This is a genomic window from Suttonella sp., from assembly GCF_056855035.1.
Genome location: NZ_JBXGGR010000005.1, coordinates 1 through 26845, shown reverse-complemented (window position 1 = coordinate 26845; position 26845 = coordinate 1). Strand labels below are relative to the sequence as shown.

At 51.7% G+C, this 26845-nt stretch carries 25 protein-coding genes; 18 read left to right on the top strand and 7 right to left on the bottom strand.

Annotated elements, in window-relative coordinates; translation table 11 throughout:
* The first annotated feature begins 1 nt into the window (after position 1).
* The 13 genes from ACJHVI_RS00610 to lpxC are packed head-to-tail and all read left to right on the top strand — an operon-like array spanning position 2 to position 15761.
* Positions 2-1870: a peptidoglycan D,D-transpeptidase FtsI family protein gene (locus ACJHVI_RS00610; protein ID WP_483182647.1), complete on the top strand. Its 1869-nt coding sequence runs from the start codon at positions 2-4 to the stop codon at positions 1868-1870.
* Positions 1857-3296 (top strand): UDP-N-acetylmuramoyl-L-alanyl-D-glutamate--2,6-diaminopimelate ligase, encoded by a 1440-nt coding sequence (locus tag ACJHVI_RS00605; protein WP_483182646.1) that lies wholly within the window; start codon positions 1857-1859, stop codon positions 3294-3296. Before ACJHVI_RS00610 ends, ACJHVI_RS00605 begins: the two co-directional genes overlap by 14 nt.
* A complete protein-coding gene (locus ACJHVI_RS00600) occupies positions 3293-4615 on the top strand; it encodes a UDP-N-acetylmuramoyl-tripeptide--D-alanyl-D-alanine ligase (RefSeq protein WP_483182645.1) in 1323 nt (440 codons plus the stop codon). The genes ACJHVI_RS00605 and ACJHVI_RS00600 overlap by 4 nt, the downstream gene beginning before the upstream one ends.
* A gap of 4 nt (positions 4616-4619) precedes the next feature.
* Positions 4620-5702 (top strand): phospho-N-acetylmuramoyl-pentapeptide-transferase, encoded by a 1083-nt coding sequence (gene mraY / locus ACJHVI_RS00595; RefSeq protein WP_483182643.1) that lies wholly within the window; start codon positions 4620-4622, stop codon positions 5700-5702.
* Positions 5702-7003, top strand: a complete 1302-nt coding sequence (murD, locus tag ACJHVI_RS00590) for a UDP-N-acetylmuramoyl-L-alanine--D-glutamate ligase (RefSeq protein ID WP_483182642.1) — start codon at positions 5702-5704, stop codon at positions 7001-7003. The genes mraY and murD overlap by 1 nt, the downstream gene beginning before the upstream one ends.
* On the top strand, positions 6994-8199 hold the full coding sequence (ftsW, locus tag ACJHVI_RS00585) for a putative lipid II flippase FtsW (RefSeq protein ID WP_483182641.1): 1206 nt from the start codon (positions 6994-6996) through the stop codon (positions 8197-8199). Before murD ends, ftsW begins: the two co-directional genes overlap by 10 nt.
* On the top strand, positions 8196-9290 hold the full coding sequence (murG, locus tag ACJHVI_RS00580; RefSeq protein ID WP_483182640.1) for an undecaprenyldiphospho-muramoylpentapeptide beta-N-acetylglucosaminyltransferase: 1095 nt from the start codon (positions 8196-8198) through the stop codon (positions 9288-9290). Before ftsW ends, murG begins: the two co-directional genes overlap by 4 nt.
* Positions 9287-10720, top strand: coding sequence for a UDP-N-acetylmuramate--L-alanine ligase (gene murC / locus ACJHVI_RS00575; RefSeq protein WP_483182639.1), 1434 nt, complete (start codon positions 9287-9289; stop codon positions 10718-10720). Before murG ends, murC begins: the two co-directional genes overlap by 4 nt.
* Positions 10717-11646 (top strand): D-alanine--D-alanine ligase, encoded by a 930-nt coding sequence (locus tag ACJHVI_RS00570; RefSeq protein ID WP_483182638.1) that lies wholly within the window; start codon positions 10717-10719, stop codon positions 11644-11646. The genes murC and ACJHVI_RS00570 overlap by 4 nt, the downstream gene beginning before the upstream one ends.
* On the top strand, positions 11643-12461 hold the full coding sequence (locus ACJHVI_RS00565) for a cell division protein FtsQ/DivIB (RefSeq protein ID WP_483182637.1): 819 nt from the start codon (positions 11643-11645) through the stop codon (positions 12459-12461). The genes ACJHVI_RS00570 and ACJHVI_RS00565 overlap by 4 nt, the downstream gene beginning before the upstream one ends.
* Positions 12458-13687 (top strand): cell division protein FtsA, encoded by a 1230-nt coding sequence (ftsA, locus tag ACJHVI_RS00560; RefSeq protein WP_483182636.1) that lies wholly within the window; start codon positions 12458-12460, stop codon positions 13685-13687. Before ACJHVI_RS00565 ends, ftsA begins: the two co-directional genes overlap by 4 nt.
* Positions 13678-14838, top strand: a complete 1161-nt coding sequence (gene ftsZ / locus ACJHVI_RS00555) for a cell division protein FtsZ (protein WP_483182635.1) — start codon at positions 13678-13680, stop codon at positions 14836-14838. The genes ftsA and ftsZ overlap by 10 nt, the downstream gene beginning before the upstream one ends.
* Positions 14838-15761 (top strand): UDP-3-O-acyl-N-acetylglucosamine deacetylase, encoded by a 924-nt coding sequence (gene lpxC / locus ACJHVI_RS00550; protein ID WP_483182634.1) that lies wholly within the window; start codon positions 14838-14840, stop codon positions 15759-15761. Before ftsZ ends, lpxC begins: the two co-directional genes overlap by 1 nt.
* Before the next feature lie 198 nt (positions 15762-15959).
* On the opposite strand, the gene ACJHVI_RS00545 is transcribed toward lpxC, so the two are convergent.
* The 7 genes from ACJHVI_RS00545 to ACJHVI_RS00515 all read right to left on the bottom strand — a co-directional run bounded on the left by ACJHVI_RS00545 (position 15960) and on the right by ACJHVI_RS00515 (position 21393).
* Positions 15960-16523, bottom strand: coding sequence for a hypothetical protein (locus ACJHVI_RS00545; protein WP_483182633.1), 564 nt, complete (start codon positions 16521-16523; stop codon positions 15960-15962).
* A gap of 54 nt (positions 16524-16577) precedes the next feature.
* Positions 16578-17168: a PqiC family protein gene (locus ACJHVI_RS00540; protein WP_483182632.1), complete on the bottom strand. Its 591-nt coding sequence runs from the start codon at positions 17166-17168 to the stop codon at positions 16578-16580.
* 1 nt (position 17169) lies between these two features.
* Positions 17170-18819 (bottom strand): PqiB family protein, encoded by a 1650-nt coding sequence (locus ACJHVI_RS00535; RefSeq protein WP_483182631.1) that lies wholly within the window; start codon positions 18817-18819, stop codon positions 17170-17172.
* Positions 18800-19432: a paraquat-inducible protein A gene (locus ACJHVI_RS00530; RefSeq protein ID WP_483182630.1), complete on the bottom strand. Its 633-nt coding sequence runs from the start codon at positions 19430-19432 to the stop codon at positions 18800-18802. Before ACJHVI_RS00530 ends, ACJHVI_RS00535 begins: the two co-directional genes overlap by 20 nt.
* A complete protein-coding gene (locus ACJHVI_RS00525; protein ID WP_483182629.1) occupies positions 19413-20045 on the bottom strand; it encodes a paraquat-inducible protein A in 633 nt (210 codons plus the stop codon). Before ACJHVI_RS00525 ends, ACJHVI_RS00530 begins: the two co-directional genes overlap by 20 nt.
* Before the next feature lie 51 nt (positions 20046-20096).
* Positions 20097-20768, bottom strand: coding sequence for a Bax inhibitor-1/YccA family protein (locus tag ACJHVI_RS00520; RefSeq protein WP_483182628.1), 672 nt, complete (start codon positions 20766-20768; stop codon positions 20097-20099).
* Between the two features lie 106 nt (positions 20769-20874).
* Positions 20875-21393: an adenine phosphoribosyltransferase gene (locus ACJHVI_RS00515; protein ID WP_483182627.1), complete on the bottom strand. Its 519-nt coding sequence runs from the start codon at positions 21391-21393 to the stop codon at positions 20875-20877.
* Between the two features lie 107 nt (positions 21394-21500).
* On the opposite strand from ACJHVI_RS00515, the gene ACJHVI_RS00510 reads away from it, so the two are divergent.
* From ACJHVI_RS00510 to acnA, 5 genes are all read left to right on the top strand, one after another.
* Positions 21501-21935, top strand: a complete 435-nt coding sequence (locus ACJHVI_RS00510; protein ID WP_483182626.1) for a DUF1249 domain-containing protein — start codon at positions 21501-21503, stop codon at positions 21933-21935.
* Positions 21932-22435: a paraquat-inducible protein A gene (locus tag ACJHVI_RS00505; RefSeq protein WP_483182625.1), complete on the top strand. Its 504-nt coding sequence runs from the start codon at positions 21932-21934 to the stop codon at positions 22433-22435. The genes ACJHVI_RS00510 and ACJHVI_RS00505 overlap by 4 nt, the downstream gene beginning before the upstream one ends.
* The gene (locus ACJHVI_RS00500) at positions 22425-23177 is read left to right on the top strand and encodes a TatD family hydrolase (RefSeq protein ID WP_483182624.1); all 753 of its coding nucleotides are present in this window, start codon (positions 22425-22427) and stop codon (positions 23175-23177) included. Before ACJHVI_RS00505 ends, ACJHVI_RS00500 begins: the two co-directional genes overlap by 11 nt.
* Positions 23178-23179: 2 nt before the next feature.
* Entirely contained in the window at positions 23180-23929 is a 750-nt protein-coding gene (locus ACJHVI_RS00495) for a tRNA threonylcarbamoyladenosine dehydratase (RefSeq protein ID WP_483182623.1), read from the top strand.
* A gap of 80 nt (positions 23930-24009) precedes the next feature.
* The gene (gene acnA, locus ACJHVI_RS00490; protein WP_483182622.1) at positions 24010-26658 is read left to right on the top strand and encodes an aconitate hydratase AcnA; all 2649 of its coding nucleotides are present in this window, start codon (positions 24010-24012) and stop codon (positions 26656-26658) included.
* Positions 26659-26845: the final 187 nt, after the last annotated feature.

Sequence of the window (26845 nt, the reverse complement as noted above, 5' to 3'; positions counted from 1 at the left end):
CATGAGCAGCAAGGCAAGACGATATGGAGAAAACCGCCGCCTAAGCTTTGTCTTAGGCATTTTGGTTTTAGCGGCACTGGGAATTGCCGCTAAACAGGTGTATTTGCAGACCATTCAAAGCACAGAGTTAATTGAATCGGCAAATAAGCGTACACTGCGGGCGGTCTATGAGAGCGCTTCGCGAGGCATTATTTTAGACCGCGAAGGCGAGCCTTTGGCGGTGAGTTCGCCCGTGAGTTCGATTGTTGCCAATCCCAGACAGATGATGAGCACTTTGAAGGGCGATTTTCAGCGTTTGCTGGCGCAGTGCCGCGAAAATGCGCAGAGCGATGCGCAATGTTTGAGCGTTTTGGACAGCAATTTCAGCGAGGATTTGCGCGAATTACGATACCGTAAGACGCGTTTGCAGCCTTTGGCGGACGTGCTGGCGATGGATGTGGTGGACTTGATTGACCGCGTGGAAGAACGTTCCGTACGCGGTTTTTATTATCTTAAGCGGCAGGTGCCGCCTGCGCAAAGCGAAGCGGTCATGGCGCTGGGCTTGCCGGGAATTAGTAAGGAAGACAGTTTCCAGCGTTTTTATCCTGACGGCGAATTGACAGGGCAGATTGTCGGTTTCACGGATGTGGATGATAAAGGTCTGGAAGGCATCGAGCGGCAATATGATGATTGGCTGTCGGGGCAGAAGGGCAAAATGCTGGTCTTGGTCAATGCCAGACGCAATCCTTTGAGCGTGGTGCGCGAAGAGGTTGCCACGGCGCAGGGGCAGAATTTGCAACTCTCGATTGATAAGCGGATTCAGTATTTGATGCGGCGCGAATTATTGGGCGTGATGGAAAGCTATCGCGCTTTATCGGCTTCGGCGGTCATGGTGGACGTGCAGAGTGGCGAGATTTTGGGCATGGTTTCTTTGCCGGACGGCAATCCGAACAATTCTGCCGAACGTATTCCTGAATTGATGAAAAATCATGTGATTACGGATGTATTTGAACCGGGTTCGACGATTAAGCCGATTGCGGTGGCGGCGGCGATGCAGGCCGGCGTGATTAGCGCCAAAACGCAATTTCCCAGCGGTACGGTGCGCATTGGCGCAAATACGGTGCGCGATACCCACAGCTACGGTTCATTAGATACCACGGGCGTGATTCGCAAATCCTCGAATGTGGGCATGGCAATTATGAGTCAAAAATTGCCGCGCGGACAGTATTTTGATTTCTTGGGCAATATGGGATTCGGACAATTGTCGGGCTTGAATTTCCCCGGCGAGCAGCGCGGCTATTTGCCGCTGGACCAAAAATTAGGCGATTTTAGCTATGCCACGACCTTTTTCGGCTACGGTATTTCCACTACCGCTCTGCAAATCGCCTATGCTTACGCGACGATAGGCAATAACGGCGTGAAAGTGCCACTAACTTTGACCAAGCGCAATACGGCGGAAGCGGGGGTGCAAGTCATCAAGCCGGAAGTGGCGCGGCAGGTGCTGGCGATGATGCAGACCGTGGTGGAAAAAGGCGGCACGGGTACGCGTGCGGCAATGGAAAGCTATACCTCCGCCGGCAAAACCGGCACCTCGCATAAAGTCGGCAAACGCGGCTATATGAAAGATAAATACCGCGCTTTGTTTGCGGGACTGGCGCCGGCTAAAAATCCGCGTATCGCCTTGGTGATTGTGGTGGACGAGCCGCAGGGCGAATATTACGGCGGTTTGGTTGCCGCGCCTTCCTTTGCCAAAATTGCGGAAAGTTCGCTCAAATTATTAGGCGTGTTGCCGGATAACATCGGCAAGAGCAGTGAGGTTGAATTGGCGGTGGATAAAGCCGTGTTTGAAGACAATGATTTAGCGGGGGTATCCGCCTTTGAAACTGAGTAAATTTTTAGCCGCTATCGGGCAAGACTGCGCGCAGGAAGCGGATGTGCAGGCGATTAGCAATGATAACCGCCAATTGGATAAACGCACATGGTGGCTGGCGGCGCGCGGCGTGCATGGACATGCTTTGGATTATTATCGGCCTGCGCAAGATTGCGCGGGCATTTTCTATGAACCGCCCTATGACAATCCGCCGCCTCATGCGATTGCGGTGCCGGATTTGGCGCAGAAAATCGGCGTTTTGGCGGATGCTTTTTATGATTATCCTTCCCGACAAATGCGCCTTATCGGCGTGACGGGAACGGACGGCAAATCTTCTTTGGTACATTTTCTGGCGCAGGCTTTGGATGCGGCGATGATCGGCACGATTGGTTACGGTCATTTGGCGGCATTGCAAAAGGCTTCGCATACCACGCCGGATGCGCTGCGCGTGCAGCAATTATTGCGGCAGTTTGCCGACGAAGGGCGGCAATGTGCGGCAATGGAAGTCTCTTCTCATGCCTTGGTGCAGGGCAGGGTGGCGGCGGTGCGCTTCGATACGGCGGTATTTAGCAATTTAAGCCGCGATCATCTGGATTATCATCAGGATATGGAAGACTATTTTCTGGCAAAAGCGCAATTGTTCGCGCGCCCGATTCGCCATGCCCTGATTAATACCGATGATGCTTACGGACGGCGTCTGATAGAAGAAGGGCGCATTCATCCGCAAGCGGAGATTTGGTCGCTCAGCGCCGGAGGCAGACCTTTGCCCGCCGCCCATCATGAATTAAGCGCGCAGGACTTGCGGCTCAATGCCGAGGGTCTGGCGTTTACCCTGCATTACAAAGGGCAGAGCCAAGCGGTACAAAGCCGTCTGCTGGCGCGTTTTAATGTGGCGAATTTACTCAATGTCGCCGCCTGCCTGCTCAGCGGCGGTCAGGATTTGGCACAGACGGCGGCAGTATTGGCGCGTTTGCAGGGCGTACCGGGGCGGGTGGAAAAAATCGATTTGGGCGAAGGCAAGGCGGCGATTGTCGATTATGCGCATACCGCCGGTGCAATTGAAAGCGTGCTGCAAGGCATCCGTCCGCATGTGCAGGGCAGATTATGGCTGATTTTCGGCTGCGGCGGTGACCGCGATGCCGGCAAACGTCCTTTGATGGCGGCGGCGGCGGAGCGTTTTGCCGATACGGTTATCGTTACCGACGACAATCCGCGCAGCGAAGATCCGCAGGCGATTATCGCCGATATCATGCAGGGTTTTGAGGTGCTAGAAAAAGTGCAAATCATACAGCCGCGCGAGGCGGCAATTAGGGCGGCATTGGAGCAGTTGCAGGCAGGCGATACCTTGCTGATTGCCGGCAAAGGGCATGAAAACTATCAAATTATCGGCACAACCGTATATGAATATTCCGATCAGGCGGTGATTAGGGCATGGAAAACAAAATGATATTGAGCAGCGCCGAAGTCTGCGCCATTACCGGCGGCAGCCTGATAGGCAATAGCGACTGGCTGTGTCAAGCGGTCTCGACGGATACGCGCAGCTTACAGGCGGGCGATGTGTTTGTGGCTTTGCGCGGCGCCAATTTTACGGGAGAAGATTTCTTGGCGGCGGCGGCAACAGCAGGCGCCGCAGCGGCAATCGTGCAAGAAGCGCATCCGATCGATATACCGCAAATTGTGGTCAAAGACAGTTTGCAAGCCCTGAAAGACTTGGCAGCGGCGCGGCGCGCGGGCAGTCGGGCGACCTTTATTGCCCTGACGGGCAGCAACGGCAAAACCAGCACCAAAGAAATGCTGGCGCGCATTTTGGCGCAGCGGGGCAAAACCTTAGCGACCTTGGGCAATTTGAATAATGACATCGGCGTACCGCTGACTTTATTGCGTCTGCAAGGCGACGAAGATTTTGCCGTGATTGAAATGGGGGCGAATCATATCGGCGAAATCCGCCAATTGGTTGAGATTGCCCGTCCCGATATCGCTTTGATTACCAATGTGGCGGCGGCGCATTTGCAGGGTTTTGGCTCTCTGGAGGGCGTGGCGGAGGCCAAAAGCGAAATATACCGCTACAGTGAGGCGGCTTTGGTCGTCAATGCGGATTTGCCTTGGGCGGCGCAATGGCGGCAGGCATTTGCCGACAGACGCATAAAAACCTTTTCATTAACAGGGAATGGCGATATTATCGCGCCTTTTGTCGCACCTGACGGCAGCCGTTTTAGCCTTTCTGTTGCGGGCGAGACGGCGGAAATCGCATGGCAATTGCGCGGTCGGCACAATGTGGCGAATGCTTTGGCGGCTTGTGCCGCAGCGCATTCGGCGGGCTTATCGCTGAGCGATATGGCGCAGGCGCTGAACGGCTTGGTCTTGCAGCAGTCGCGTTTAAGCGCCTTTCGCTGCGGGCGGCATGTGATTTATGACGACACCTATAATGCCAATCCCGCTTCTTTCCAAGCGGGGATTGATGTGATTGCCGCCGCACCCAATGCCTTGGTGATTGCCGGCGCAATGGGCGAACTGGGCGCAGAAAGCGAGGCTTTGCATCGTGAGGTGGCGGAATATGCGCGCGCCAAAGGGGTTGCACATTTTTGGAGCTTGAATGCGCCGGCCTACGGCGTGCAGGATTTTTCCTCTCTGGAGGCATTGGCGGCGGCGTTTAGGACGGCTTTGGCGGAAGAAGAAGTGCTGACGGTATTGGTAAAAGGCTCGCGCAGCGCGCAAATGGAGCGTTTGTTTGCGGCGGCGCAGTTAGAAGATTATAGAAAAGGATAATATTATGCTTTACGCACTCGCCGAATGGCTGAATAATTATTTTACGCCTTTTAATGCATTTACTTATTTGACTTCGCGGATTATTTTGGGCGCGCTGACGGCGCTTCTGCTTTCAATTTTTTTAGGCGGCAAGATGATTGTGTGGCTGAAAAAAATGCAGATGGGGCAGTTTGTGCGTGATGACGGGCCGCAGACGCATTTGAAGAAAAGCGGTGTGCCGACCATAGGCGGTGCCTTGGTCATTTTCTCGATTGTGGTTTCGATGCTGCTGTGGGCGGATTTACAGGTGGCTTATACTTGGATTACCTTGTTTGTGCTGATCAGTTTTGGCACGGTAGGCTGGTTGGATGATTACCGCAAAGTGAAAAAGAAAAATAGCAAGGGTCTGAGTGCGAAAGAAAAATATCTGTTTTTATCGGCAGTAGCCCTGCTTACCGCGCTGTGCTTGTTTTGGCTGGCGAAACGCCCGATTGAAACGGCTTTGATTGTGCCCTTTTTTAAAAATGTGGAATGGCAGATGGGCTGGCTGTTTGTGCCTTTTGTCTATTTTGTGCTGACGGGCTCGAGTAATGCCGTCAATCTGACCGACGGACTGGACGGCTTGGCGATTATGCCGGTGGTATTGGTGGCGGCGGCTTTATGCGTTTTCGCTTATTTGTCGGGCAGTCCGGCTTTTGCCAATTATCTGCATATTCCCGCCATTCCCGGCGCCGGCGAGGCGGCGGTATTTTGCGCGGCGATTGCTGGCGGTGGCTTGGGCTTTTTATGGTACAACGCCCATCCTGCGCAAGTTTTTATGGGCGATGTCGGCTCTTTAGCTTTGGGCGCGGCTTTGGGCGTGGTCGCCGTGATTGTGCGTCAAGAATTGGTGTTTGCCGTGATGGGCGGCATATTTGTGGCGGAAGCCTTGTCGGTCATTATTCAGGTCTCGGTGTATAAGCGCACGAAAAAACGCGTATTCCGCATGGCACCTTTGCACCATCATTTTGAATTGAAGGGGTGGCCGGAGTCGCGTGTGGTGATTCGTTTTTGGATTATTACGGTGATTTTGGTCTTAATCGGTTTATCAACTTTGAAGTTCCGCTAATGATGATGCAGGAAAAATTAGCCGCTTTGCGTTTGCCCGAACCGATTGCGGTCGTGGGGATGGGCGTTTCGGGCAAGAGCGCTTTTCGGTATTTGCAGGCGGCAGGCTATCAGGTGCAGGCCTTTGACGGCAAAGCCCAAGGCGAGATTTTGCCCTTATGCTTGGATGATGCGGCGCAATTCGCCGCTTTTGCTACGTTAATCGTCAGTCCGGGGATTGACCGCCGCACAGCAGCGATTGCTTCTGCTGGAGGCGAGGTTATCAATGATGTCGAGCTGTTTGCACGTTTGGCGGAAAAGCCTGTCTTGGCAGTAACCGGTTCAAACGGCAAATCGACGGTGGTCTCGATGTTGGCGGAAACCTTGAGCGCTTTAGGGCAGCGTGTGCGCCTATGCGGCAATATCGGTCGTCCTGTTTTGGAGGCTTTGTTCGACGCACCTGAAGAAACCGATTGCTATGTGGTGGAATTATCCAGCTATCAATTAGAAGTCTGCCCTTCTTTGCAGATTGCGGTGGGCGCAATTGTCAATATTACGCCCGATCATCTCGACCGCTACGACAGTTTTGCCGATTATGCGCAGGCAAAAGCCAATTTGGCGCGCCAATCGGCGGTCTGCGTGCTCAATGCCGATGATGCGCAATGCGCGGCATTGGCGGATTTGGCGGCACAAACACTGTTTTACGGCAAGGGGCAGGCGGCCTGTGTGCAAGATGACGCCCTATGGCTGGACGGCGAAAAAGTTTTGGATACCCGCCAATTAAGTGTTTACGGTGCGCATAATGCCGCCAATGCTTTGGTCGCTTTGCTGATGCTGCGCGCTTTCAGCGCAGATATGGTAGAGGCTGCCGCGGCTTTATGCCTGTTTAAAGGTTTGCCGCATCGCATGGTTTTGGTCGGCGAATATGGGGGCGTGCGCTATCTGAACGATTCCAAGGCGACCAATATCGGCGCTACCGCTGCCGCCTTGGCGGGCATCAGCGCCCCGATATATCTGATTGCTGGCGGCGTGGGCAAAAATCAGGATTTTAAAGACTTGGCGCAGGTAATTTTGCAATCCAGCGTAAAAAAAGTCTTGCTTATCGGGGTGGATAACCGCGATATGCAGGCGGCATTGCAGGCGGGCGGCATCGATTATGTCGATTGCGGCGAGATGCATCATGCGGTGCAATATGCCAAGCAGGCGGCGCAAGCCGGAGATTGGGTGCTGCTTTCGCCGGCAACGGCGAGTTTCGACCAGTTCAGCGGCTATGATGCGCGCGGTTCTTGCTTTGCCTATGAGGTGCAAAACCAATGCCGGTAAATTCGCTGCGCCTGTTTAATCCTGTGGCGGATTTTCACGCCCAGCAAGACCAAAATACCAATCGCTGGCAGGGCTTGGCTTTTCCGGATATTTGGCTCTTGTTTGCGATTATGTGCCTGATGTGCATCGGCATGGTCATGGTAACTTCCGCTTCCGCGCCTTTAGCGGCGGCGCAGGGCAAAGAGAGCGTTCATTATGCGCTGCGCCAAGCGGTTTATTATGGCTTGGGTCTGTTTATGCTGGTGGCGATGTTGCGCATTGAAAGCGAGAAGCTGCGCCGCAGAAGTCATCTGATTATCGTCTGTTGTTTTATCTTATTGATTGCGGTGCTGATTCCGGGGGTTGGGCGGCAAGTCAACGGCGCGCAACGCTGGATTAATTTAGGCATCTTCAATTTGCAGGCAGGGGAAGTGATGAAGCTGGGGGCGATTATTTTTGCCGCCGCGTTTTTTCATCAGCACCGCGTGAGCTTGCGCCATTCTTTTTGGAAGATTTCACAGGTCATGATCTTTTTAGGCGTAACGGCAGGCTTATTGCTGGCAGAGCCCGATTTCGGCACGACGGTCGTAGTCGGGGCGACGGTGCTGATTATGCTGTATTTGGCAGGGGCGAATCTTTGGTATTTGGCGCTGTACGGCTTAAGCGCATTGCTCTTAGGTGTAGCAGCGATTGTCATTGAGCCTTATCGTTTGCAGCGCATCACTTCTTTCTTAAAGCCCTTTGATTTCGCCGATGACGAGGGCTATCAATTGGTACATTCTTTGATTGCCATCGGTCGTGGCGAGATTGAGGGCGTGGGCTTGGGCGAGAGTATTTTCAAACATCAGTTCGTGCCTGAAGCACATACCGATTTCATTTTTGCGATTATCAGCGAGGAATTCGGGCTTATCGGCGCATTATTGGTCATGGGATTGTTTGCGCTCTTGACTTGGCGCGCTTTTGCCGCGGCGGTGCTGGCGCATCGAGTGCGCAAAAATTTCGCCAGCTTGCTGGCTTGCGGTATCGGCACATGGCTGGGTATTCAGAGTTTGATTAATTTCGGCGTGGTTAACGGCAGTTTGCCGACTAAGGGTTTGACCTTGCCGCTGATTAGCTACGGCGGCAGTTCGGTCATCATTACCTGCATGGCATTAGGGATTTTACTGCGCATTGACGCGGAGTCGCGCTTTGTGGCAAAACGCGAGGGGAAAATATGACAGAGTGGACAGGAAAAACGGTGCTGATGATGGCGGGCGGTACGGGCGGACACGTCTATCCCGCTTTGGCGGTGGCGCAGGCTTTGGCGGCACGCGGCGCAGAGATTCATTGGCTGGGCAATGCCGACGGTTTCGAGGCGGCGAAAGTCACGCAAGCCGGCTTTATTTTACATGATATTCAAGTCAAGGCTTTGCGTGGCAAAGGCTTGATTGGTTGGCTGAAAGCGCCTTTTATGATTTATGCGGCGCTTAAGCGCGCTAAAGCGGTCATGCGACGTTTGCGTCCGGCAGTCGTTATCGGCATGGGCGGTTTTGTCTCGGGGCCGGGGGGCTTGGCGGCAAAACAGCTGCGCATTCCTTTGGTGATTCATGAGCAGAATGCCGTCATGGGCATGGCGAATACATGGCTGGCGAAATGGGCAGATAAGGTCTTGTTAGCCGATAAGCGCGCGGCGGATAAACTGCCTGCCGGAAAGAATTTTGTGGAAACCGGTAATCCGGTGCGTACCGATATCGCCGCCTTGGAAGCGCCTGAAAAACGCTATGCCCAGCATTACGGCAAAATCCGTCTGCTGGTTTTGGGCGGCAGTCAGGGGGCAAAAGCATTAAACGAATTATTGCCGCAGGCTTTGGCATTGATTCCTGAAGACAGCCGTCCGCGCGTGACTCATCAAGTCGGCAGCAAATGGCTAGAAGCTAGCGAGGCTTTGTATGCGCAATCGGGCGTGAAAGCTAACGTCTTGTCTTTTATTGAAGATATGGCGCAGGCTTATGCCGAAGCGGATTGGGTCTTGGCGCGTTCGGGCGCGGCGACGGTGGCGGAGATTGCCACGGTCGGCATTGCCGCCGTATTCGTGCCTTTCCCGCATGCCGTTGATGACCATCAAAGCGCCAATGCACAGACTTTGGCGGCGCTTGGAGCAGCCGAGATTGTGCAGCAGAGCAATCTCGATGCGCAGAAATTAGCCGCCTTGATTCAGGCGCGCGATTTGCGTGAGGATTTGGCGGCGCAGGCGGCGCTTGCGCGGCAAGTAAGTCATGCGCAGGCTTTGGATAAGATTTTGCACAATATTGAGGAAGTACTGCGATGAAAGCAGCAGATATTCATTTCGGGCGCATCGAGCGCCGTCAGATGCGCCGCGTACAAAACATCTTTTTTGTCGGTATCGGCGGCGTGGGCATGAGCGCGATTGCCGAGGTATTGATTAATTTAGGCTATCAAATCAGCGGTTCGGACCAAAAAGCATCCGCGATTAGCGAAAAATTGGCGGCGCAAGGGGCTAAGATTTTCTACGGGCATCATGCCGATAATGTCGAAGGGGCGCATGTGGTGGTTACCTCTTCCGCCATCGCCAAAGACAATCCCGAGGTGCTGCGCGCACGCGAATTGGGCATTTCCGTGATTCGGCGGGCGGAAATGTTATCGGAAATCATGCGCTTCCGCTTCGGAATTGCCATTGCCGGCACGCATGGCAAAACCACGACTACCAGCCTGACCGCCAGTATTTTGACCGATGCCGGCTTAGACCCGACCTTTATTATCGGCGGCGTGCTGACGGCGGCAGGAAGCAATGCGCGTTTGGGTGAGGGGCAGTATTTGGTCGCCGAAGCCGATGAATCCGATACTTCGTTTTGGCTGCTGCAACCGATGATTTCGATTGTAACCAATATCGATGCCGATCATTTGGAGAATTATGAGCACAGTTACGAGGTGTTGAAAGCAGGTTTTGTGCGCTTTTTGCATAATCTGCCTTTTTACGGCTTGGCGGTTTTGTGTATTGACGACCCCGGCGTGCGCGCGATTTTGCCGGAGGTAGCACGCCCGATGCGCACTTACGGCATTTCCAAAGATGCGGACGTGCGCGCCGTTAATGTGCGTCAGGAAGGGATGCAGATGCGCTTTGACGTGATTGACGATGCGAGCAATACCACCTTCCCCGTGACTTTGAATATGCCGGGCAAACATAATGTGCTTAATGCCTTGGCGGCGATTATTGTCGGCGAGGAATTGGGGCTGGATCGCGAGGCGATTATCAGCGGTTTGGCGGCGTTTCGCGGCGTAGGGCGGCGTTTTACCCATCACGGTCGCCTGAAACATGCGCGCGGCGAAGCGGATATTTTTGAAGATTACGGGCATCATCCCAATGAGATTAAGGCCGTTTTGGCGGCGGCACAGGAGGGCTTCGCAGGGCGGCGGATTGTGCCGGTCTTCCAGCCGCACCGTTTTACCCGCACCCGCGATTTGCTCGATGATTTCGCCGAAGTCTTGAGCGAGTGCGAAGTTTTGGTGCTGACCGATGTCTATAGCGCCGGCGAAGCGCCGATTGCAGGGGCGGATACCAAAGCCCTCAGCCGCGCCATTCGCGCGCACGGACGCGTCGAGCCGATTGTGATTGCCGATAAAAACGACATCACAGCCTATTTGCGCGAGCATTTGCTGCAAGATGAGGATGTGGTGATTTTCTTAGGCGCGGGCGATATCGGACGCTTGGCAAAAGAGATTGTGGCGGAGGAAGCATGAAGCAGTTTGGCAAGGTTGCCGTCTTATGTGGCGGCGATTCCGCAGAACGCGAAGTCTCTTTAATCAGCGGACAGGCGGTGTATGAAGCCTTGTGCCGCCAAGGCATTGATGCGCATTTGGTGGATAGTCGAGACCGTCAGGCGGTGCTGAATTTAGGCAATCAGGGCTTTGACCGCGCTTTTGTGATGCTGCACGGTCGCGGCGGCGAAGACGGACAAATTCAGGGCGTCTTGCAATGGCTGGGCATTCCTTATACCGGCAGCGGCGTGATGGCTTGCGCCTTGGCGATGGATAAAATCATGACCAAGCAAGTCTGGGCGAGCTACCGTTTGCCGGTGCTGAAAGACTATGTTTTGCAGGGCAATGAAAGCTATGATGAAATCTGCGCTTTGCTCAAGGCGCGGGATTTTGCCGTCAAGCCTGCTTTGGAAGGCTCCAGCGTCGGGATTAGCCGCGTGCGCAATGCCAGCGAATGGCAGGCTGCCTTAAGCCATGCCAAAGTCGGCGAGCAGAAAGTGATGGTTGAGCCTTGGGTGGAAGGACGAGAATTGACCTGTGCGGTCGTGGATAATCAAGTCCTGCCCTTAATTGAGATTATTACCGGCAAAACGGATGATTTCTATGATTTTCATGCTAAATACCAAGCCGAGGATACCCATTATCTCTGCCCCGCGCCCTTAGATGCGGACTTAAGCGCGGAAATCGCCGCGCTGACCGCCAAGGCTTTTGCGGTGCTGGATGCCCGCGCTTGGGGGCGGGTGGATATTATGTTAGACCAAGAAAACCGTCCTTGGCTCTTGGAAATCAATTTAGCCCCCGGCATGACCTCGCATTCTTTGGTGCCGCAGGCGGCGGCACAAGCGGGCATGGATTTTGACGCCTTAGTGCTGCGCGTTTTGGCGCAAACTTTAGAGAGTCCTGCATGATTGCCAATCAGCGCCCCAAACGGAGAACTTCCGTCGGTTCTTTGACGCAGGATAAGCGCAAGCGTTCTGTGCTGGGCTTTTTAGCCAGTTTGCTGCTGACGCTGTTTTTGTTGCTGGTCATCGGATTATGCTCTTGGCTTTTGTACCAACGTTTAACTCAAGATGCCTTTTTGCCGCTTAAACGCGTGGTTTTGCTGCGTCCTTTGATCTATGCCGACGGCAATCAGCTGACGGAAAAAGTGCAACATTTCGGGCGCAACGATTTATTGCAAATCGATGTGAGCTTGCTGGCGGCGGAATTGCGCAAGCAAGATTGGGTCAAATCCATTGTGGTCAGCAAAGAATGGCCGGACGCGCTGCGTATTGATGTGCAGGAACGCGTGCCGCTGCTGCGCTGGGGCGACAGGCATTTTTTGGATAATGAGGCGGCGATTTTCGCTTTGCCGGAATCGCCTGCTTTGGCGATGCTTTTTCCTGTGCACGGACCGCAGGGCAGCGAGGCGCAGGTCTTGGATATGTATCTGCATCTGAATCCTTGGCTGAACGCACAAGGCTTGCCGCTGCGGCGTTTGCTTTTAGATGAGCGCCATGTCTGGCATCTGTATTTGGCCAACGGCATCGAAGTGATTTTAGGACGCGAAGAATTAAATAAACGACTGAAAAAATTAGTGGTAATTAAAGAGAAAATGTTAAATCGCTACGGGCAGTATATTTCTACCTTAGATTTGCGTTATGCAGACGGCTTTTCCGTGCGTTGGAAGGCGGGGGTCAGTCCTGTGAGCGAGAAGGCAAAAAACGAGAAGGCTGGAAAATGAGTGCAATAGAAAATATTCAAGCCGTCATCGATATTGGTAGTTCGCGTTTGCGCGTATTGATTGCGCAAAGCAATGCGGAAGGAAAATTCGGCGTCTTAGGCTGCGGCGTGGTCAATGCCGAAGCGGTAAAAGCCGGTGTGATTAAAGATATTGCCGCCGCAAAACAGGCATTGCATTACGCCATTGAAGAAGCCGAACGCCAATCCGGCTATGAAATCCGCAATGTCGATGTGGCAATCGGCGGCGAATACGTCATGGGGCTGAATAGCGAAGCGCAGATTTTCTTTTCCAATCAGCAAGTCGGCAATGCCCATATGCGCGAATTGGTTTTGCAGGCGCGGCATAAAGTCAGCGAGCCGAGCCAGCAAATTCTGCATATCTTGGCGCAGCAATACATTTTAGATGGGCGCTATGAAGTGGCGTATCCCGAATCCATGCCGGCGCGGCAAGTAAATGCCAGTTATCACGTTTTACGCGCCGATCAAACCATGTGTGCGACCATCAAGCGTTGTGTGGAAGCGGCGGGGGTCGGCGTGAATGCTATCGTTTCCAGCGCCTTGGCGTCTTCTTATATGGCGACTACCGCGGAAGAGCGTGAGATGGGCGTGTGTCTCTTGGACATCGGCGCCGGTACCAGCGATTTTATGATTTGGCTCAATGGCGTGCCGATTGCCAGTGGCGGACTGACCATCGGCGGCGAGCAAGTTTCCAGCCATTTGGCAGGCAAATATTCCACCACGCGCCAATATGCGGAAATGCTCAAATGCCAGCAAGGCGCGATGCTGCTGCCGCTGATGAAAACGCAGTTTTTGGAATTACCGCATACGGGGCTGCGCAGCGGACGCAAAATCGAAAGCGCGGATTTTGTTGCCGCTATCCATGAAAGCTATGCGCAATTATTCCAGCATTTTGAAGCCGCTTTGCGCCGACTGGGCATGCGGGAAATCCCGATTCACAGCATCGTGATTACCGGCGGTGCGGCGCAACTGCCCGGGCTGACGCATTATTTAGAAGAAAAATTCGCTTTGCCGGCGCGTTTGGCGAAGCCGTATTTCATTGAAGGACTGGCCGATCATCTGCAATACGATGCAGGCATGACGGGCGTTTTGGGGATTGCCAAACTGCTGTACGAGCCTTTGCCAGACCATGTTTGGGAAATTCAGCCAAAACGCGATATAATCCGCAAGTTAAAACACATTTTTGGAAGAGGTAGCCAATGGGCATAGAATTTGTTGGTCAGGAAGACAGTCGTAGTGAAACAGGTTCGCCGGTGCTTATCCGCGTAATCGGCGTTGGCGGCGGCGGTTGTAATGCCGTCAAGCAAATGACGGATTTCGATTTGGAAGGCGTTGAACTCCTATGCGCAAACACCGATTTGCAGGCATTGAAGAATAATCCGATTAGAACCAAATTGCAGCTGGGCGCGGAAACCACGCGCGGCATGGGCGCCGGTTCGCAGCCGGAAATCGGACGTGCCGCCGCCGAAGAAGACCGAAAACGCATTCGCGATGCCCTAGAAGGGGCGGATATGATTTTCATCGCTGCCGGCATGGGCGGCGGTACCGGCACCGGTGCCGCGCCGGTCATTGCGGAAGTGGCACGCGAATTAGGTATCACGACGCTGGCAATCGTTACCAAACCTTTTGAATTTGAAGGTAAGCAACGCATGCGCATTGCCGAGCAAGGCATCGAAGAGCTGAAAGCGAATGTGGATTGCTTGGTCGTGATTCCGAATGAGCGCATCTCGGAAGTCATGGGCGACGATATGCCGATTACGGATGCCTTCCGCGCCGTGGACGACGTCTTGAAAAACGGCGTGCGCAGCATCGTCTATGTCGTGCAAAAACACGGCATTATCAATATCGACTTTTCTGATGTGAAAAAAATCATGTCGGCGCGCGGCATTGCCATTTTAGGCTCGGGCGAAGCGCAAGGGCCTGACCGCTCCGCCACCGCAACGCATAAAGCCATTTCTTCGCCGCTGTTGGAAAATATCGACATCTCGCGTGCCACCGGTGTGCTGTTTAGCGTATCCGCGCGCCAAGTAACCAACAGAGATTTGAAAACCGTCGGTAAAATTATCGGCGAAAGCCTGCAAAGCCCCGACCCCTTAGTCATTTCAGGTCTATACCAAGACGAAGGCATGCCGGAAGATTTGCTGCGCGTTACCATCTTAGCCACCGGCATCAATGACAAAGAAGATTTTGACAGCGGCAATCTCTTCGGCTTCGGTGCACCGAACAATACGCAAACTATTCCCGCAGCAGAAACGCCGCTTAGCCCTGCGACAGACAATGCGCAAAAAGTCGGGCAAAAAGGTGACGGGCATTTAAGCGGCTTGAATATCCCTTCAATCCTGCGCAGAAAGGCAAAATAATGCTGCGTCAGCGTACCATCAAGCAAGCCATTTCAGGTTCCGGCATCGGCGTGCATAGCGGCAAGCAATGCGATATCTGCCTGCTGCCCGCGCCTGTCGGCACAGGTATCGTCTTTCGCCGTACGGATATCCATCCTACGGCGGAAGTGCCTATTAATGCGCGCGATGTACGCGATACGCAATTATGTACTGCCATGGTTGTAGACGGCGTACGCATCGCGACCGTCGAGCATCTGATGTCCGCCCTTGCCGGCTTGGGCATCGATAATCTCTATATCGAGCTGAACTCGCCCGAAGTACCGATTATGGACGGCAGCGCCGCTCCCTTTATTTATCTCCTGCAACAGGCGGGCATCCGCGAGCAAGACGGGGCGAAACGCTTTATTCGCATCAATGAAAGCATCGAAGTGCGCGAAGGCGATAAATGGGCGCGGCTTTCGCCTTATCAAGGCTACCGCCTAGACTTTACCATTGCTTTTAACCATCCCGTTTTTCGCCACCGCAATGACCATGTGCGCTTGGATTTTTCCACACGCGATTACATCCGCGACATTAGCCGCGCGCGTACTTTTGGCTTTTTGCGCGATATTGAATTCTTGCAAAGCCACGGCTTAGCCTTAGGCGGCAGCTTAGACAATGCGGTTGTGGTGGATGAATTTCGCATTATGAACGAGCAGGGGCTGCGTTTTGACGATGAATTCGTGCGCCATAAACTGCTTGATGCCGTCGGCGATTTATACATGCTCGGCGCGCCGCTTTTGGCTTGGTATCAGGGCTACAAATCAGGGCATGATTTAAACAACAAACTCTGCCTTGCGGTACTTGAAGCACAGGGCGCTTGGGAATGGACGGGATTGGATCCCAATCAGCAACATAGCTTGGATTACGGCTACGGCAAACAGGATTTCTTGGCTTACGCCTAGGGGCTGATGCCAATTTGGCTGCATCATTTTGATTTTTAGGTAAAATCCAGTTTTCTTGAGAGTTAATTAACCTTTTGATTTCAAATTAAAATTCACTCAATTGTCATCAGCCCCTAGCGGGCAGCATTCTTAATATCATAAGAATGGCATCATCGTTTGAGTCGGCAAATACAGCATTCTCATTTCTTCTAATTCATTTTATGCTCTGCGTTTAGCAGTTTGAAAAACATCATCTTCCTGATTCTTAGTATGACTTTCATTGTGATTTTCTTGATGGACAAAGAGTTTTTTTGCCAGACTTTCGCGTTCCTCGCTGTGGAAGCGTTGCCGCCATGCGTACATAACGGTATTACGCAGATGGTTTTGTGCATCTTCGAATTGTGAAATGATGCCTAATGAGGAGGCTATCGCCGCTTCGCGCAGATGATTGCTCAATTGTGTGAGAATAGGGTTGTTTTCAACAGTGTCGGCAATATCATTAGCCATAATGACATTTTTGCCTTGATAAAGGCGTTGGGTATTGATAAAAGCCAGCATTTGATACATGACGTCAGCGAGGGCGAAAAATTTTTCCTGCAAATCTTGCTGCTGCGCCTGGAGATGTTGATATTGCGCTGCTAAGGTTTGATAATGCTGCATAAGCGCTTGCGCAGAAAGCGCATTCTCTTGCGGTCTTTGTTCTGCAGCGGTAATCTGCACTTCTTCAACGTCTTCATCTAAAATATTTTTGAATACTAATGGGTTAAAGTCATTATTATCCATAGTTTTCCTCAGCAGTATTTATTAAAAGATTGAAATTTTTTGTGAATAGTACGGTTAGTTTTTATCTTTGGCAAGACTTTGGGCAATGGCGATGCTAAGCGCTTCCAAGGCTTTTTGGTAGGTCTTTGCCAGCGTATTGCCGGCGGTATTTTCCAAGGGATATGCGCGATTGAATTGATGTAGCGCCAATCTGTTGCCGTCTTTATCATGGATTTGCCATGTAGCGGCAGCTTGGAAGACATGATTTTCGGCATAGCCGATCATTTCTATGATGCTGATATCGATGATGCGTTCGGGGAGAATATTTTGCGCCAGCGGATAGCTGTAGAATTCTTGGCTGTTCAGCCGTTTACTGATGTGAAGAGTAAGTAGGCGCTTGATATTGTCTTCGGGATAATCTACCCAGCGGCGGTTGGGGTCGCGGTTGACGCTGCCGTCGGTATTGAAGAAGAGGATATAGCGGTTGGTCAAATAATCGGGGATAGTGACGTAGCGCATGGCGTAAATGCGTTGGTCGGCAATCGGGCTGATGATTTCGCTTGGCTCGGGCGGCACAACCGGCAGAAGGTAGTAGGTGGTGCTTTTTTTGGCGCAGGCGCTGAGAATGAGCATGGCACCGCACAGCAGAAAGGCTTTAATGGGCATATTAATCTCCGAAAATCAGTGAATTAGGCTTGGCATCGATTTGCAGCATGACGCGGTCAATGCTTTTGGCGGTTTTTTCCAAGGCTTGCATGGTTTGGTTGAGCGTAAAGTAGAGGTTGGAGCTTGGGCTGATGCCGTAAAGAGTTTGCTCTAATTGTTTGCTTACACCGGCAATTTGGCTGTTGAGTCCGCGCAGCAAGGTGTTGGCGCTTTGGCTGGTGCTTTGCACGGAAGCGAGCGTTTGCTCGAATTGGGCGAGGGTGCTGTTAATCGAGCCGGCAAGCTGCTGTACTTCTTTTTGCGAGATGGCGTCATGGATTGCGCCCATTGTGCTGTTTGCTTTGGCAAAGAGGCTGTCAAAGGGCAGTTTTTTAACGCGTTCGACAATGATGCCGATGTCTTCGGTAATTTTATTTAGACCGGTGTTTTTAGTCGGCATGATGCTGTAGGCGCTATAGCTGTCTTTGGTCAGTTTGCCCTCCGGCTCTTTGTGGTACATACTCAGACGGACGAATTTTGTCCCAGTGATGAGATTGGCGGATTCCAGACTGGCTTTAAGTCCTTTGCTGACAAGGTTGTCAAAAATGGCGGCATCTGCTTCCAGATTCTCAAAGGCCTCTTCGCCATTAACGCGGGTGATGCGTTCCGGCTCGACTTCAATCAATACGGGCATCACGGCTTGTTCTTTTTTCTCGTCGTAAATGAGGCGGATGTCGATGACTTGACCGATTTCAATGCCGTCGAATTCTACGCGTGCGCCGGCTTTCAGTCCGCGCAGGCTGTCGCTGAAATATAAGACGTAGTATTGTTTTTGATAGTTAATCGATTGGTAGATGTCTTTTTCATTGTCATAGAGCGTGAATAGGGTGTCTTCATCCAGATGTTTTTCTTCCTGATTAAGGCTCATCGGGGTGGAGAAGGTAATGCCGCCTAGGGCAAGAGTCTCAAGGGATTCCATTGAGATTTCCGCGCCATTAGGTCCGATGGCAAAGTTTACGCCGCTAATGTTCCAAAATTTGGTATTGCTGTTGATGAGTTGGTTATAGGGGCGGTTGATAAAGGCTTCAACATAGATGCGGTCGAATTCGTCATTGAATTGGACGGTCTCGATTTGTCCGACTTTGATGCCGCGATAGTAAACCGGAGAACCGCTATACAGGCCTTTGGCGCTATTGGTAACCATGCGTACGCGAATGCCGATATCGCCAGCATCAATTAACGGCGCTCTGTCTAAACCGACAAAGCGGCGGGCCTTTTCTTCTGAAATGCCAGGATCTATGGCGATAAAACTGCCGGAGACGATGGTATCTAAGCCGGTGATGCCGCTAAGGCTGATTTGCGGACGTACGACCCAAAATTTGGCATCTCGGCGCAGTAAGGGCGCAGCATTGCTGGTCATTTGCGCGCTGACGATGACTTTTTTCAAATCTTCGGTAAAGGCAATATTGCTGACGGTGCCGATTTCGACGGCGCGATAGCGGATTTTGGTGCGGTTGGCTTCAATGCCTGCCGCATTTTCTAGCTCGATTTGGATGCTTGGTCCGAGTCGGTTATAGCGTGCATAGGCAAGATATAAGCCTGCTGCCAAAGCAAAGACCGGTAGGAGCCATAAGAAGGAAAAGCGGTTTTGTTTACGTTCTGGTTCTTGCATGATGTCGGTAATTATCCCAAAGAAGTCTGATATCGAAGGTTTCGGTTGCCATCATTGTGAAAACAACGACGCTCGTAAAAGCAAAAATACCTATGCCCGGATTGATTTGCGCCAAGCGTCCGTGAATAAGTGCACCGAGCAGGGCGACGACAAAGACGTCAATCATCGACCAACGTCCGATGAAATGAATGAATTTGTAGAGTTTGGTTTGGAGTTTGGGCGGTCGTTGCGGATGCTGGTGTAAGAGCAAATAAATCAGCACCGCGATTTTGAAAAAAGGGGTGAAAATGCTGGCGGTAAAAATGATGATGGCAATGCCGTAGGAGCCGTGATGCCATAGCAGCACAATGCTGCTGAAAATGGTATCCGCCTGACTGGGGCGGCTGAGATAGCTGGTATAGGTAATAGGCAGTAAATTGGCAGGAAAAAAGAGAAAAATCGAGGTCAGCAAATAGGCCCAAGTGCGACGGATGCTGTCGGGTTTGCGGCTGTGCAGATGCGCATTGCAATGTTCGCAGCGCCGCGCCTGCATTGATACGACCGAGCCGCAGGCAAGACAGTTGATTTTCTCTTGATCGCGCGCGGTCGGGCGATTAGCGGCTGTGTTCTTCATAGGCTTGGAAGATGGCGTCATTCACATCAAAGCGGCTGTCCACCAAGATGGAGCAGAATATCAGAGCGGCAAATGCCCAAAAACCGCTTTCGACTTTCACGCTTGCCATGGTCATGATTTTAACAAGCGTCACCACCACGCCTAAAAGATATACCTCCAACATATTCCAAGGGGAAATATGATGCAGCCAATGCAGGAAACGCCGCGTTAAGCGGTGCATAAATTGAAAACGAAAACTGATAATCACCCATAAAATGGCGCTTAAATAATAAAGCGGCAAGACCATGATAAAGAGCATGACCATCACGCCAAGCATGGGTAAGGCATTATCAAATAAGGATCTGACGCTGGAAAAAACCGATATGGTGGTGATTTCTCCGCGCATACTGAGTGTAATAAAAGGGAAGCTGTTAGCAATAATAAATAAAATCAGCGCGGTGAGTGTAAAAATAAAAGCTTGACGGAAGTCCGCTCGTCCGTCGATTAATCTGGTACCGCAAGCAGTGCAAAGAAGTTTTTCTTGAGCCCTGAGAACTTTCGGACGTTGGTAAAGCGCATCGCAGGCAGGACAGGCAATAAGTTCGCTATGCGGTTTTAAAGAATGGTGTGTCATCAGCAATAAAAATCCAGACACCGCAAGGGTGTCTGGATAGCGTATTTTATATTAATCGTTGCTAGCGATGCCGAGCAAATTCAGCAGGCTGACAAAGATATTGAAGAGGTTGATAAAGAGGTTTAAGGTGGCAAGGATGTAGTTGTCTTCTTCTCCGCGCATAATGCGGCTGGTGTCGAATAAGACATAGCCTGAGAAAATCATCAAGCAAGCACCTGAAATAACAGCGCTTAATGCCGTCATATTAAATAACAAGGCACCGATTGAAGCCAATAAGACAACAATCATGCCGACGAATAAGAAACCGCCTAAGAAATTAAAATTCTTTCCTGTTTTCAACACGTAAGCTGATAAAGCAAAGAAAATGACCGCTGAGCCGACTAGGGCTTTAACAACGACATTGCCTAAACCGTAAGCAACGTAGGTATTGAGAATGTTAGAGAGCGAGAATCCCAAAAAGCCTGTGAAGGCGAAGAGCAGGATAATGCCTAAGCCGTTGTTGCGGTTTGCACTGATACCGAAGGTCAGACCGAAGAAGCCGACAAGGTAGATAAACCAAGGAATGCGCCCGATGCCCATTTTCATGCCGACAAAGGCACAGAAAGCGCTAAAAAGTACGTTTGCCGCCAGTAAAATATAAGTTTGGCGCAAGACTTTGTTGCGCGCTAAGAGCGAGCCTTCCGAGGCGTAATCAATTGTGGTTTGAGTATTGTTAAATTGCATAGATGTTCTCCTGTCATTAAAAACTGAAGGAATTGTAGCGGAGCGCCGCCCTGCTGTAAAGCCGCAGAAATTGACCTTCTTAATTTGTAATCTTTTAGCTTGGAAATTAGTTCTTAATCAGGCTTAAGACGGGGATATCAGGCAGTTTTTGTCGTCCTGCGAGGGCTTCGATTTCAAGCAAAAACGCGGCGCCGACGACTTCGGCTTGCAAGGATTGCAAGAGTTGAATGCAGGCGCCCATCGTGCCACCGGTCGCCAGCACATCGTCAACCATTAAAATGCGCATATCGGCTTTAACGTCGTCGCGATGCACTTCCAAAATATCTTGCCCGTATTCCAAATCATAGACGGCTTGCGCGACAGGGCGCGGCAATTTGCCGGGTTTGCGCAAAGGGATAAAACCGATGCCCAGACGTTGCGCCAAGGCGGAAGCAAAGATGAATCCGCGTGCTTCGGGGCAAGCCAAGACGTCTGGACGGATGCCGTCTTGCAAACAGAATTGCGCCATTTCTTCAATGGCGGCGGAAAATCCCTGCCCGTCCGCCAATAAGGGCGTGATGTCTTTGAATTGAATGCCTGCTTTGGGATAGTCGGGAATGGTGATGACCAAGTCTTGCCAGCTCATGATTGCGCTCCGTAAAAAAGTGTAGTGTAGCAAATTTGGCGCGCTTCGTGGCTTGAAAAAAATCTCTCGGGTCGCCACAATGCCGACTGTTTTTTAAGATTTAAATTATGTTACGTCCGCAAATTTTTCAACGCAGAGAGTCTTTATTGCCGCTTTATGAGCAGAACTATATGTTATTCCGCTTGATTTTACCGGATATGCCGAATGAGAAGGGCTGGTTTGCTTTGGAGTCGCAGGGACGTCCGCCTGTTTATGTGCATCGATTAAGCGCTCAGCCCTATACTAGCGAATGGCTGCTGGGGCATTTTTTTCCTCAACGGCAGCGCCGTTTTTCGCCGGATTATACGATTCGCGTCTATCACGATGCACGCTTGGTAGAGGCTTTACCGCCGATGCAAAAGCCGGTGGGCGAGGTCAGGGCGTATAAATTGGCATTGAACCGCGCTTTGGGAGAATGGCTGGATTATTGTCACCGTCATCGTTACCGCTTGAATGCGGCTGCGGCGACGGCAGATTTACCGCTCTTGGAGGATTTGAAATGAGCGCTTGCTCGCAAGATGCGCCGTGGCGCCTGTTGCTATTATTGCTGTTGTGTGCCGGTTTGCTCTGTTTCGGGGCGGGGATTATGTTGCCGATGATGACGGTTAAAAAGCTGGTGCTGATGAGCAATACTTTTACGGTCTTGGGAGGAATTGGCGAATTACTGGCGGATAAGACCTTCGGCTTGGGCTTGCTCTTATTGTTTTTCAGCCTATTTTTTCCTTTGACGAAATTTTTGCTGATGATGGCTTATGTCTGGCGCTATCCGCAATCGCGCGGTTTATTGGTTCATTGGCATCATTGGCTGACCAAGGCGGCGAAATTTTCGATGCTGGACGTGTTTGTGGTCGCGCAATTGCTGATGATTGTGAAATTGGGTTGGATTGTGGAAGTGGAAATTCACAGCGGTATTTATTGGTTTACTGCGGCGGTCATGATTTCATTGGCGGCGGGTATGCTGATTGACCATAATATTGCCAAGAGAAGCGGCCATGCTGATTGACAGCCATATTCATTTTGATTTTTTCGATGACGAGGAGCGTGCGGCGCAGTGGGCACGCGCTCAGGCGGCAGGAGTGTCGCAATTGATGATTCCGGCGGTGGCGCGCGCGCATTGGGAGAGAATCGCGGCAATTTGCGCAGCGCAGGGCTTTTTGCCGGTCTATGGTTTGCATCCTTTGTATGTGGCGGAGCATCGTCTGGAAGATATTGCCGCTTTAGAGGAGTTTATCCGTCTTCATCCTTGCTACGGCATCGGCGAATGCGGTTTGGATTATTATGTGCCGCTGGATAGAAAGCGGCAAAATTATTATTTTGAAGCGCAAATCGAGATAGCCCTCGCCCATGATTTGCCTTTGATTGTGCATGCGCGCAAATCTTTGGAGACGGTTTTGCAGACCCTGAAACGCTATCCGAAAGTGCGCTTTGTGGTGCATAGTTTTACTGGCTCGGATCAGCAATTGGCGCAATTATTGGATTTGGGCGGCTATATCGGCATCGGCGGCACGGCGACTTATCCGCGCGCCCGGCGTTTGCGCCGCCAATTGGCAGTAGTGCCCGCAGAGCGCTATTTATTGGAAAGCGATGCGCCGGATCAGCCTTTATTCGGCTATCAAGGACAATATAATGAGCCGATGCGCGTGGCGGAGGTGGCGGCGGTATTGGTGCAATTACGCGGCGAATCGCCGGCACAAATCGCTGCGGACAGCAGTCGCAATTTTCAACGATTATTTTTACAGGAGTAACTATGCCGTATTTTCAAGCGAGAACCGATATTTTAATCGGCGAAGCGGCGCGGCGCTTTTTAAGCGAAAAAACGATGATGGTCGCGGGTTTGGGCGGCGTCGGCGGTCAGGCGGCGGAAGCCTTGGCGCGCGCCGGCATCGGACATTTGATTTTATTGGATCACGACAAAGTCTCGCCCTCGAATATCAACCGCCAACTGCTTGCCCTGCACAGCAATATCGGACAATTGAAAACGCAGGCGGCGGCAGCACGTTTAAAAGACATCAATCCCGAAATCCGCCTGACCTTATTGGAGCAATTTTTGCAACCTGACGGCGCAGAGGCACTGTTTGCAGAACATCGCCCCGATTATTTGCTGGACTGCATTGACTCCATCGCCTGCAAGGCGGCAATGGTCAAAGCCGCGCAGGCGCAGAAAATTCCCGTGATTTCCGCTATGGGGGCGGGCAATTGTCTGGATGTCAGCAAAGTCGGCATTGCCAAATTGGAGAAAACCGCGGGTTGTCCTTTGGCACGGGAAATGCGCCGCCATATGAAAGCCTTGCGTGGCAGTTTGCGCTATCCGGTGGTTTATTCCACTGAAGAACGCCGCCAACCTTTACCACATGCGCCGGTCGGCGGCGATAATCCCGGACGCGCACGCGCGGTAAACGGCACGATTTCTTATCTGCCGGGCTTGTTCGGCATGATGATGAGCGGATATGCAATCAATGACTTGCTGCAAAAAAGCGGCTTACTTAGCGATAAATGAGAAAATGCTAAGCCCGGTCTAGCATTTGCCGACCGATTTAGCGTAAACTAGATTAAATTTACAAAAGAAGAGAGGCAGTGATGAATACAAATCCCAATAAAACAGACATTTTGAAGGTCAATGGCAAGGAATATACCTATTATCCGCTTGCCAGCGTAACCTCGTCCGAACATTTGGCAAAATTACCATTTTCTATCAAAATCTTGCTTGAAAATCTGCTGCGAACTACAGACGAAGAAAGCGTAACCACAGATGACGTGATGGCATTAGCCACATGGACGCCGAGCAGCCTTAGTGAAAAAGAAATTTCTTTCAGCCCCAGCCGCGTGATTTTACAGGACTTTACCGGTGTGCCTTGCGTGGTCGATTTGGCGGCGATGCGCGATGCGATGGTCAATTTGGGCGGCGACCCGAATAAAATCAATCCGCAAGTGCCGGTGGATTTGGTTATCGACCATTCCGTGATGGTGGATTATTTCGGTAGCGACGATGCCTTGGAAAAAAATGCCGAACTGGAATTCGAGCGCAACCACGAGCGCTATCAATTCCTGCGTTGGGGGCAAAAAGCCTTTAACCGTTTCCGCGTCGTGCCGCCGGATACCGGCATCGTGCACCAAGTGAATTTGGAATATTTGGCGGAAGTCGTCTTCCAAAATAATGACAGCGGCACAACGCTGGTCTATCCCGACAGCTTGGTCGGCACCGATTCCCACACCACCATGATTAACGGCTTGGGCGTGCTCGGTTGGGGTGTGGGCGGTATTGAAGCCGAAGCCGCCATGCTTGGACAACCGATTACTATGTTAGTGCCTGATGTTGTGGGCTTTGAATTAACCGGCAAATTAAAACCCGGCGTAACCGCCACCGATTTGGTCTTAACCGTTACCCAAATGCTGCGCAAATTAGGCGTGGTGGGCAAATTTGTGGAATTCTTCGGCGACGGCTTGGCGGATTTACCATTGGCGGATCGCGCCACCATTGCCAATATGGCGCCTGAATACGGCGCAACCTGCGGCATCTTCCCGATTGACGACGAAACCTTGAACTATATGCGTCTCTCCGGTCGCAGCGAAGAGTTGATTAACTTAACGCGCGAATACGCCAAAGCACAAGGTATGTGGCGCAATACCGGCGATCGTCCTAGCTATACCGAAACCCTGACCTTAGACATGAGTACCGTTGTGCCCTCGGTTGCAGGTCCGAAACGTCCGCAAGACCGCTTGGATTTGAACCTGCTCAGCCAAAAAGCGCATGAATTTGTACCGCAGGAACGCAAAAGCGCGCAAGTAACTTTAGACGGCGAAACCTTCACTTTGCAAGACGGCGACGTAGTCATCAATGCCATTACCAGCTGCACCAATACTTCCAATCCTTCGGTACTGCTTGCCGCCGGATTAGTTGCGAAAAAGGCGGTAGAAAAAGGGCTGAAACGCAAACCTTGGTGTAAAACCTCCTTAGCCCCCGGCTCGCAAGTCGTTACCGATTATCTCGCCAAATCAGGACTGTTGCCTTATTTAGAGCAAGTCGGCTTCCACGTAGTCGGTTACGGCTGCACCACCTGCATCGGTAACTCGGGACCTTTGCCCGATCCTGTCGGCGACGCCATTGACGCCCATGATTTAACAGTTGCCTCTGTACTCTCCGGAAACCGCAATTTTGAAGGACGTGTCCATGCCAAAGTGAAAATGAACTTCTTGGCATCGCCGCCGTTAGTCGTGGCATATTCCCTGCTCGGTACAGTATTGAAAGACATTACCACCGAAGCCATCGGACAAAACGACAAAGGCGAAGACGTATATTTGAAAGATATCTGGCCGAGCCCCGAAGAAGTGCAGGCGCAATTATCCGCCATTCAGCGCGAGATGTATGTCAGCGGCTATGACGATGTATTCAAAGGTCCGGAAATGTGGCAAAACATCGAAGTCAGCGAATCGCAAATCTATGATTGGGACGACAGCTCGACTTACATTAAAAACCCGCCGTATTTCCAAGGCATGAGCAAAGAAGCCCCCGAAGACCTGCCGCAAATCAAAGGCGCGCGCGTCTTGGCGCGTTTGGGCGACTCGATTACGACCGACCACATTTCACCGGCAGGTTCTTTCAAAGCCGCAACGCCGGCAGGTCAATATCTGGTCGCACGCGGCGTTGAGCCGAAAGACTTCAACTCCTACGGTTCGCGTCGCGGCAATGACGATGTCATGGTGCGCGGTACTTTCGCCAATATCCGCCTGCGCAATGAAATCGCCCCCGGTACGGAAGGCGGCTTTACCACCAATTATCTCAGCGGCGCAGTAGAAACCATCTATGACGCCTCAATGGCTTATCAAGCCGCCGGCGTGCCGCTGATTGTGATTGCCGGTCAGGAATACGGCACTGGCTCTTCACGCGACTGGGCGGCGAAAGGCACAATTTTGCTGGGCGTAAAAGCTGTGATTACCGAGAGCTTCGAACGTATTCACCGCTCCAATCTGGTCGGCATGGGCGTACTGCCTTTGCAATTCAAAGACGGCGACACCCGCGACAGCTTAGGATTGAAAGGCGATGAAACCTTTGATTTCGACACCTTAAACAAAGGTGCGAAAATCTTAGGCGTTACCGCCACTGCCCCTGACGGCAGCGTGAAAAAATTCGAAGTGCGCGTGCGCATCGATACACCGAAAGAATGGGCGTATTACCAACACGGCGGCATTTTGCAATATGTGCTGCGTCAATTGGATAAAAGCGCTTAATTTAGCTATTACACAAACAAAATGCCGCGTAAGCGGCATTTTTAATGCCTTGAATTTACAATCCAAGTGCAAAAAAAGAAGCATTCATAATAGAGTATAATTTTGTTCCCCAACAAAAAAGGACTCTTAAAATGAACGCTTCTTACCGACATCTTACACTTTTAGAGCGAGAAAGCATAATGATTCT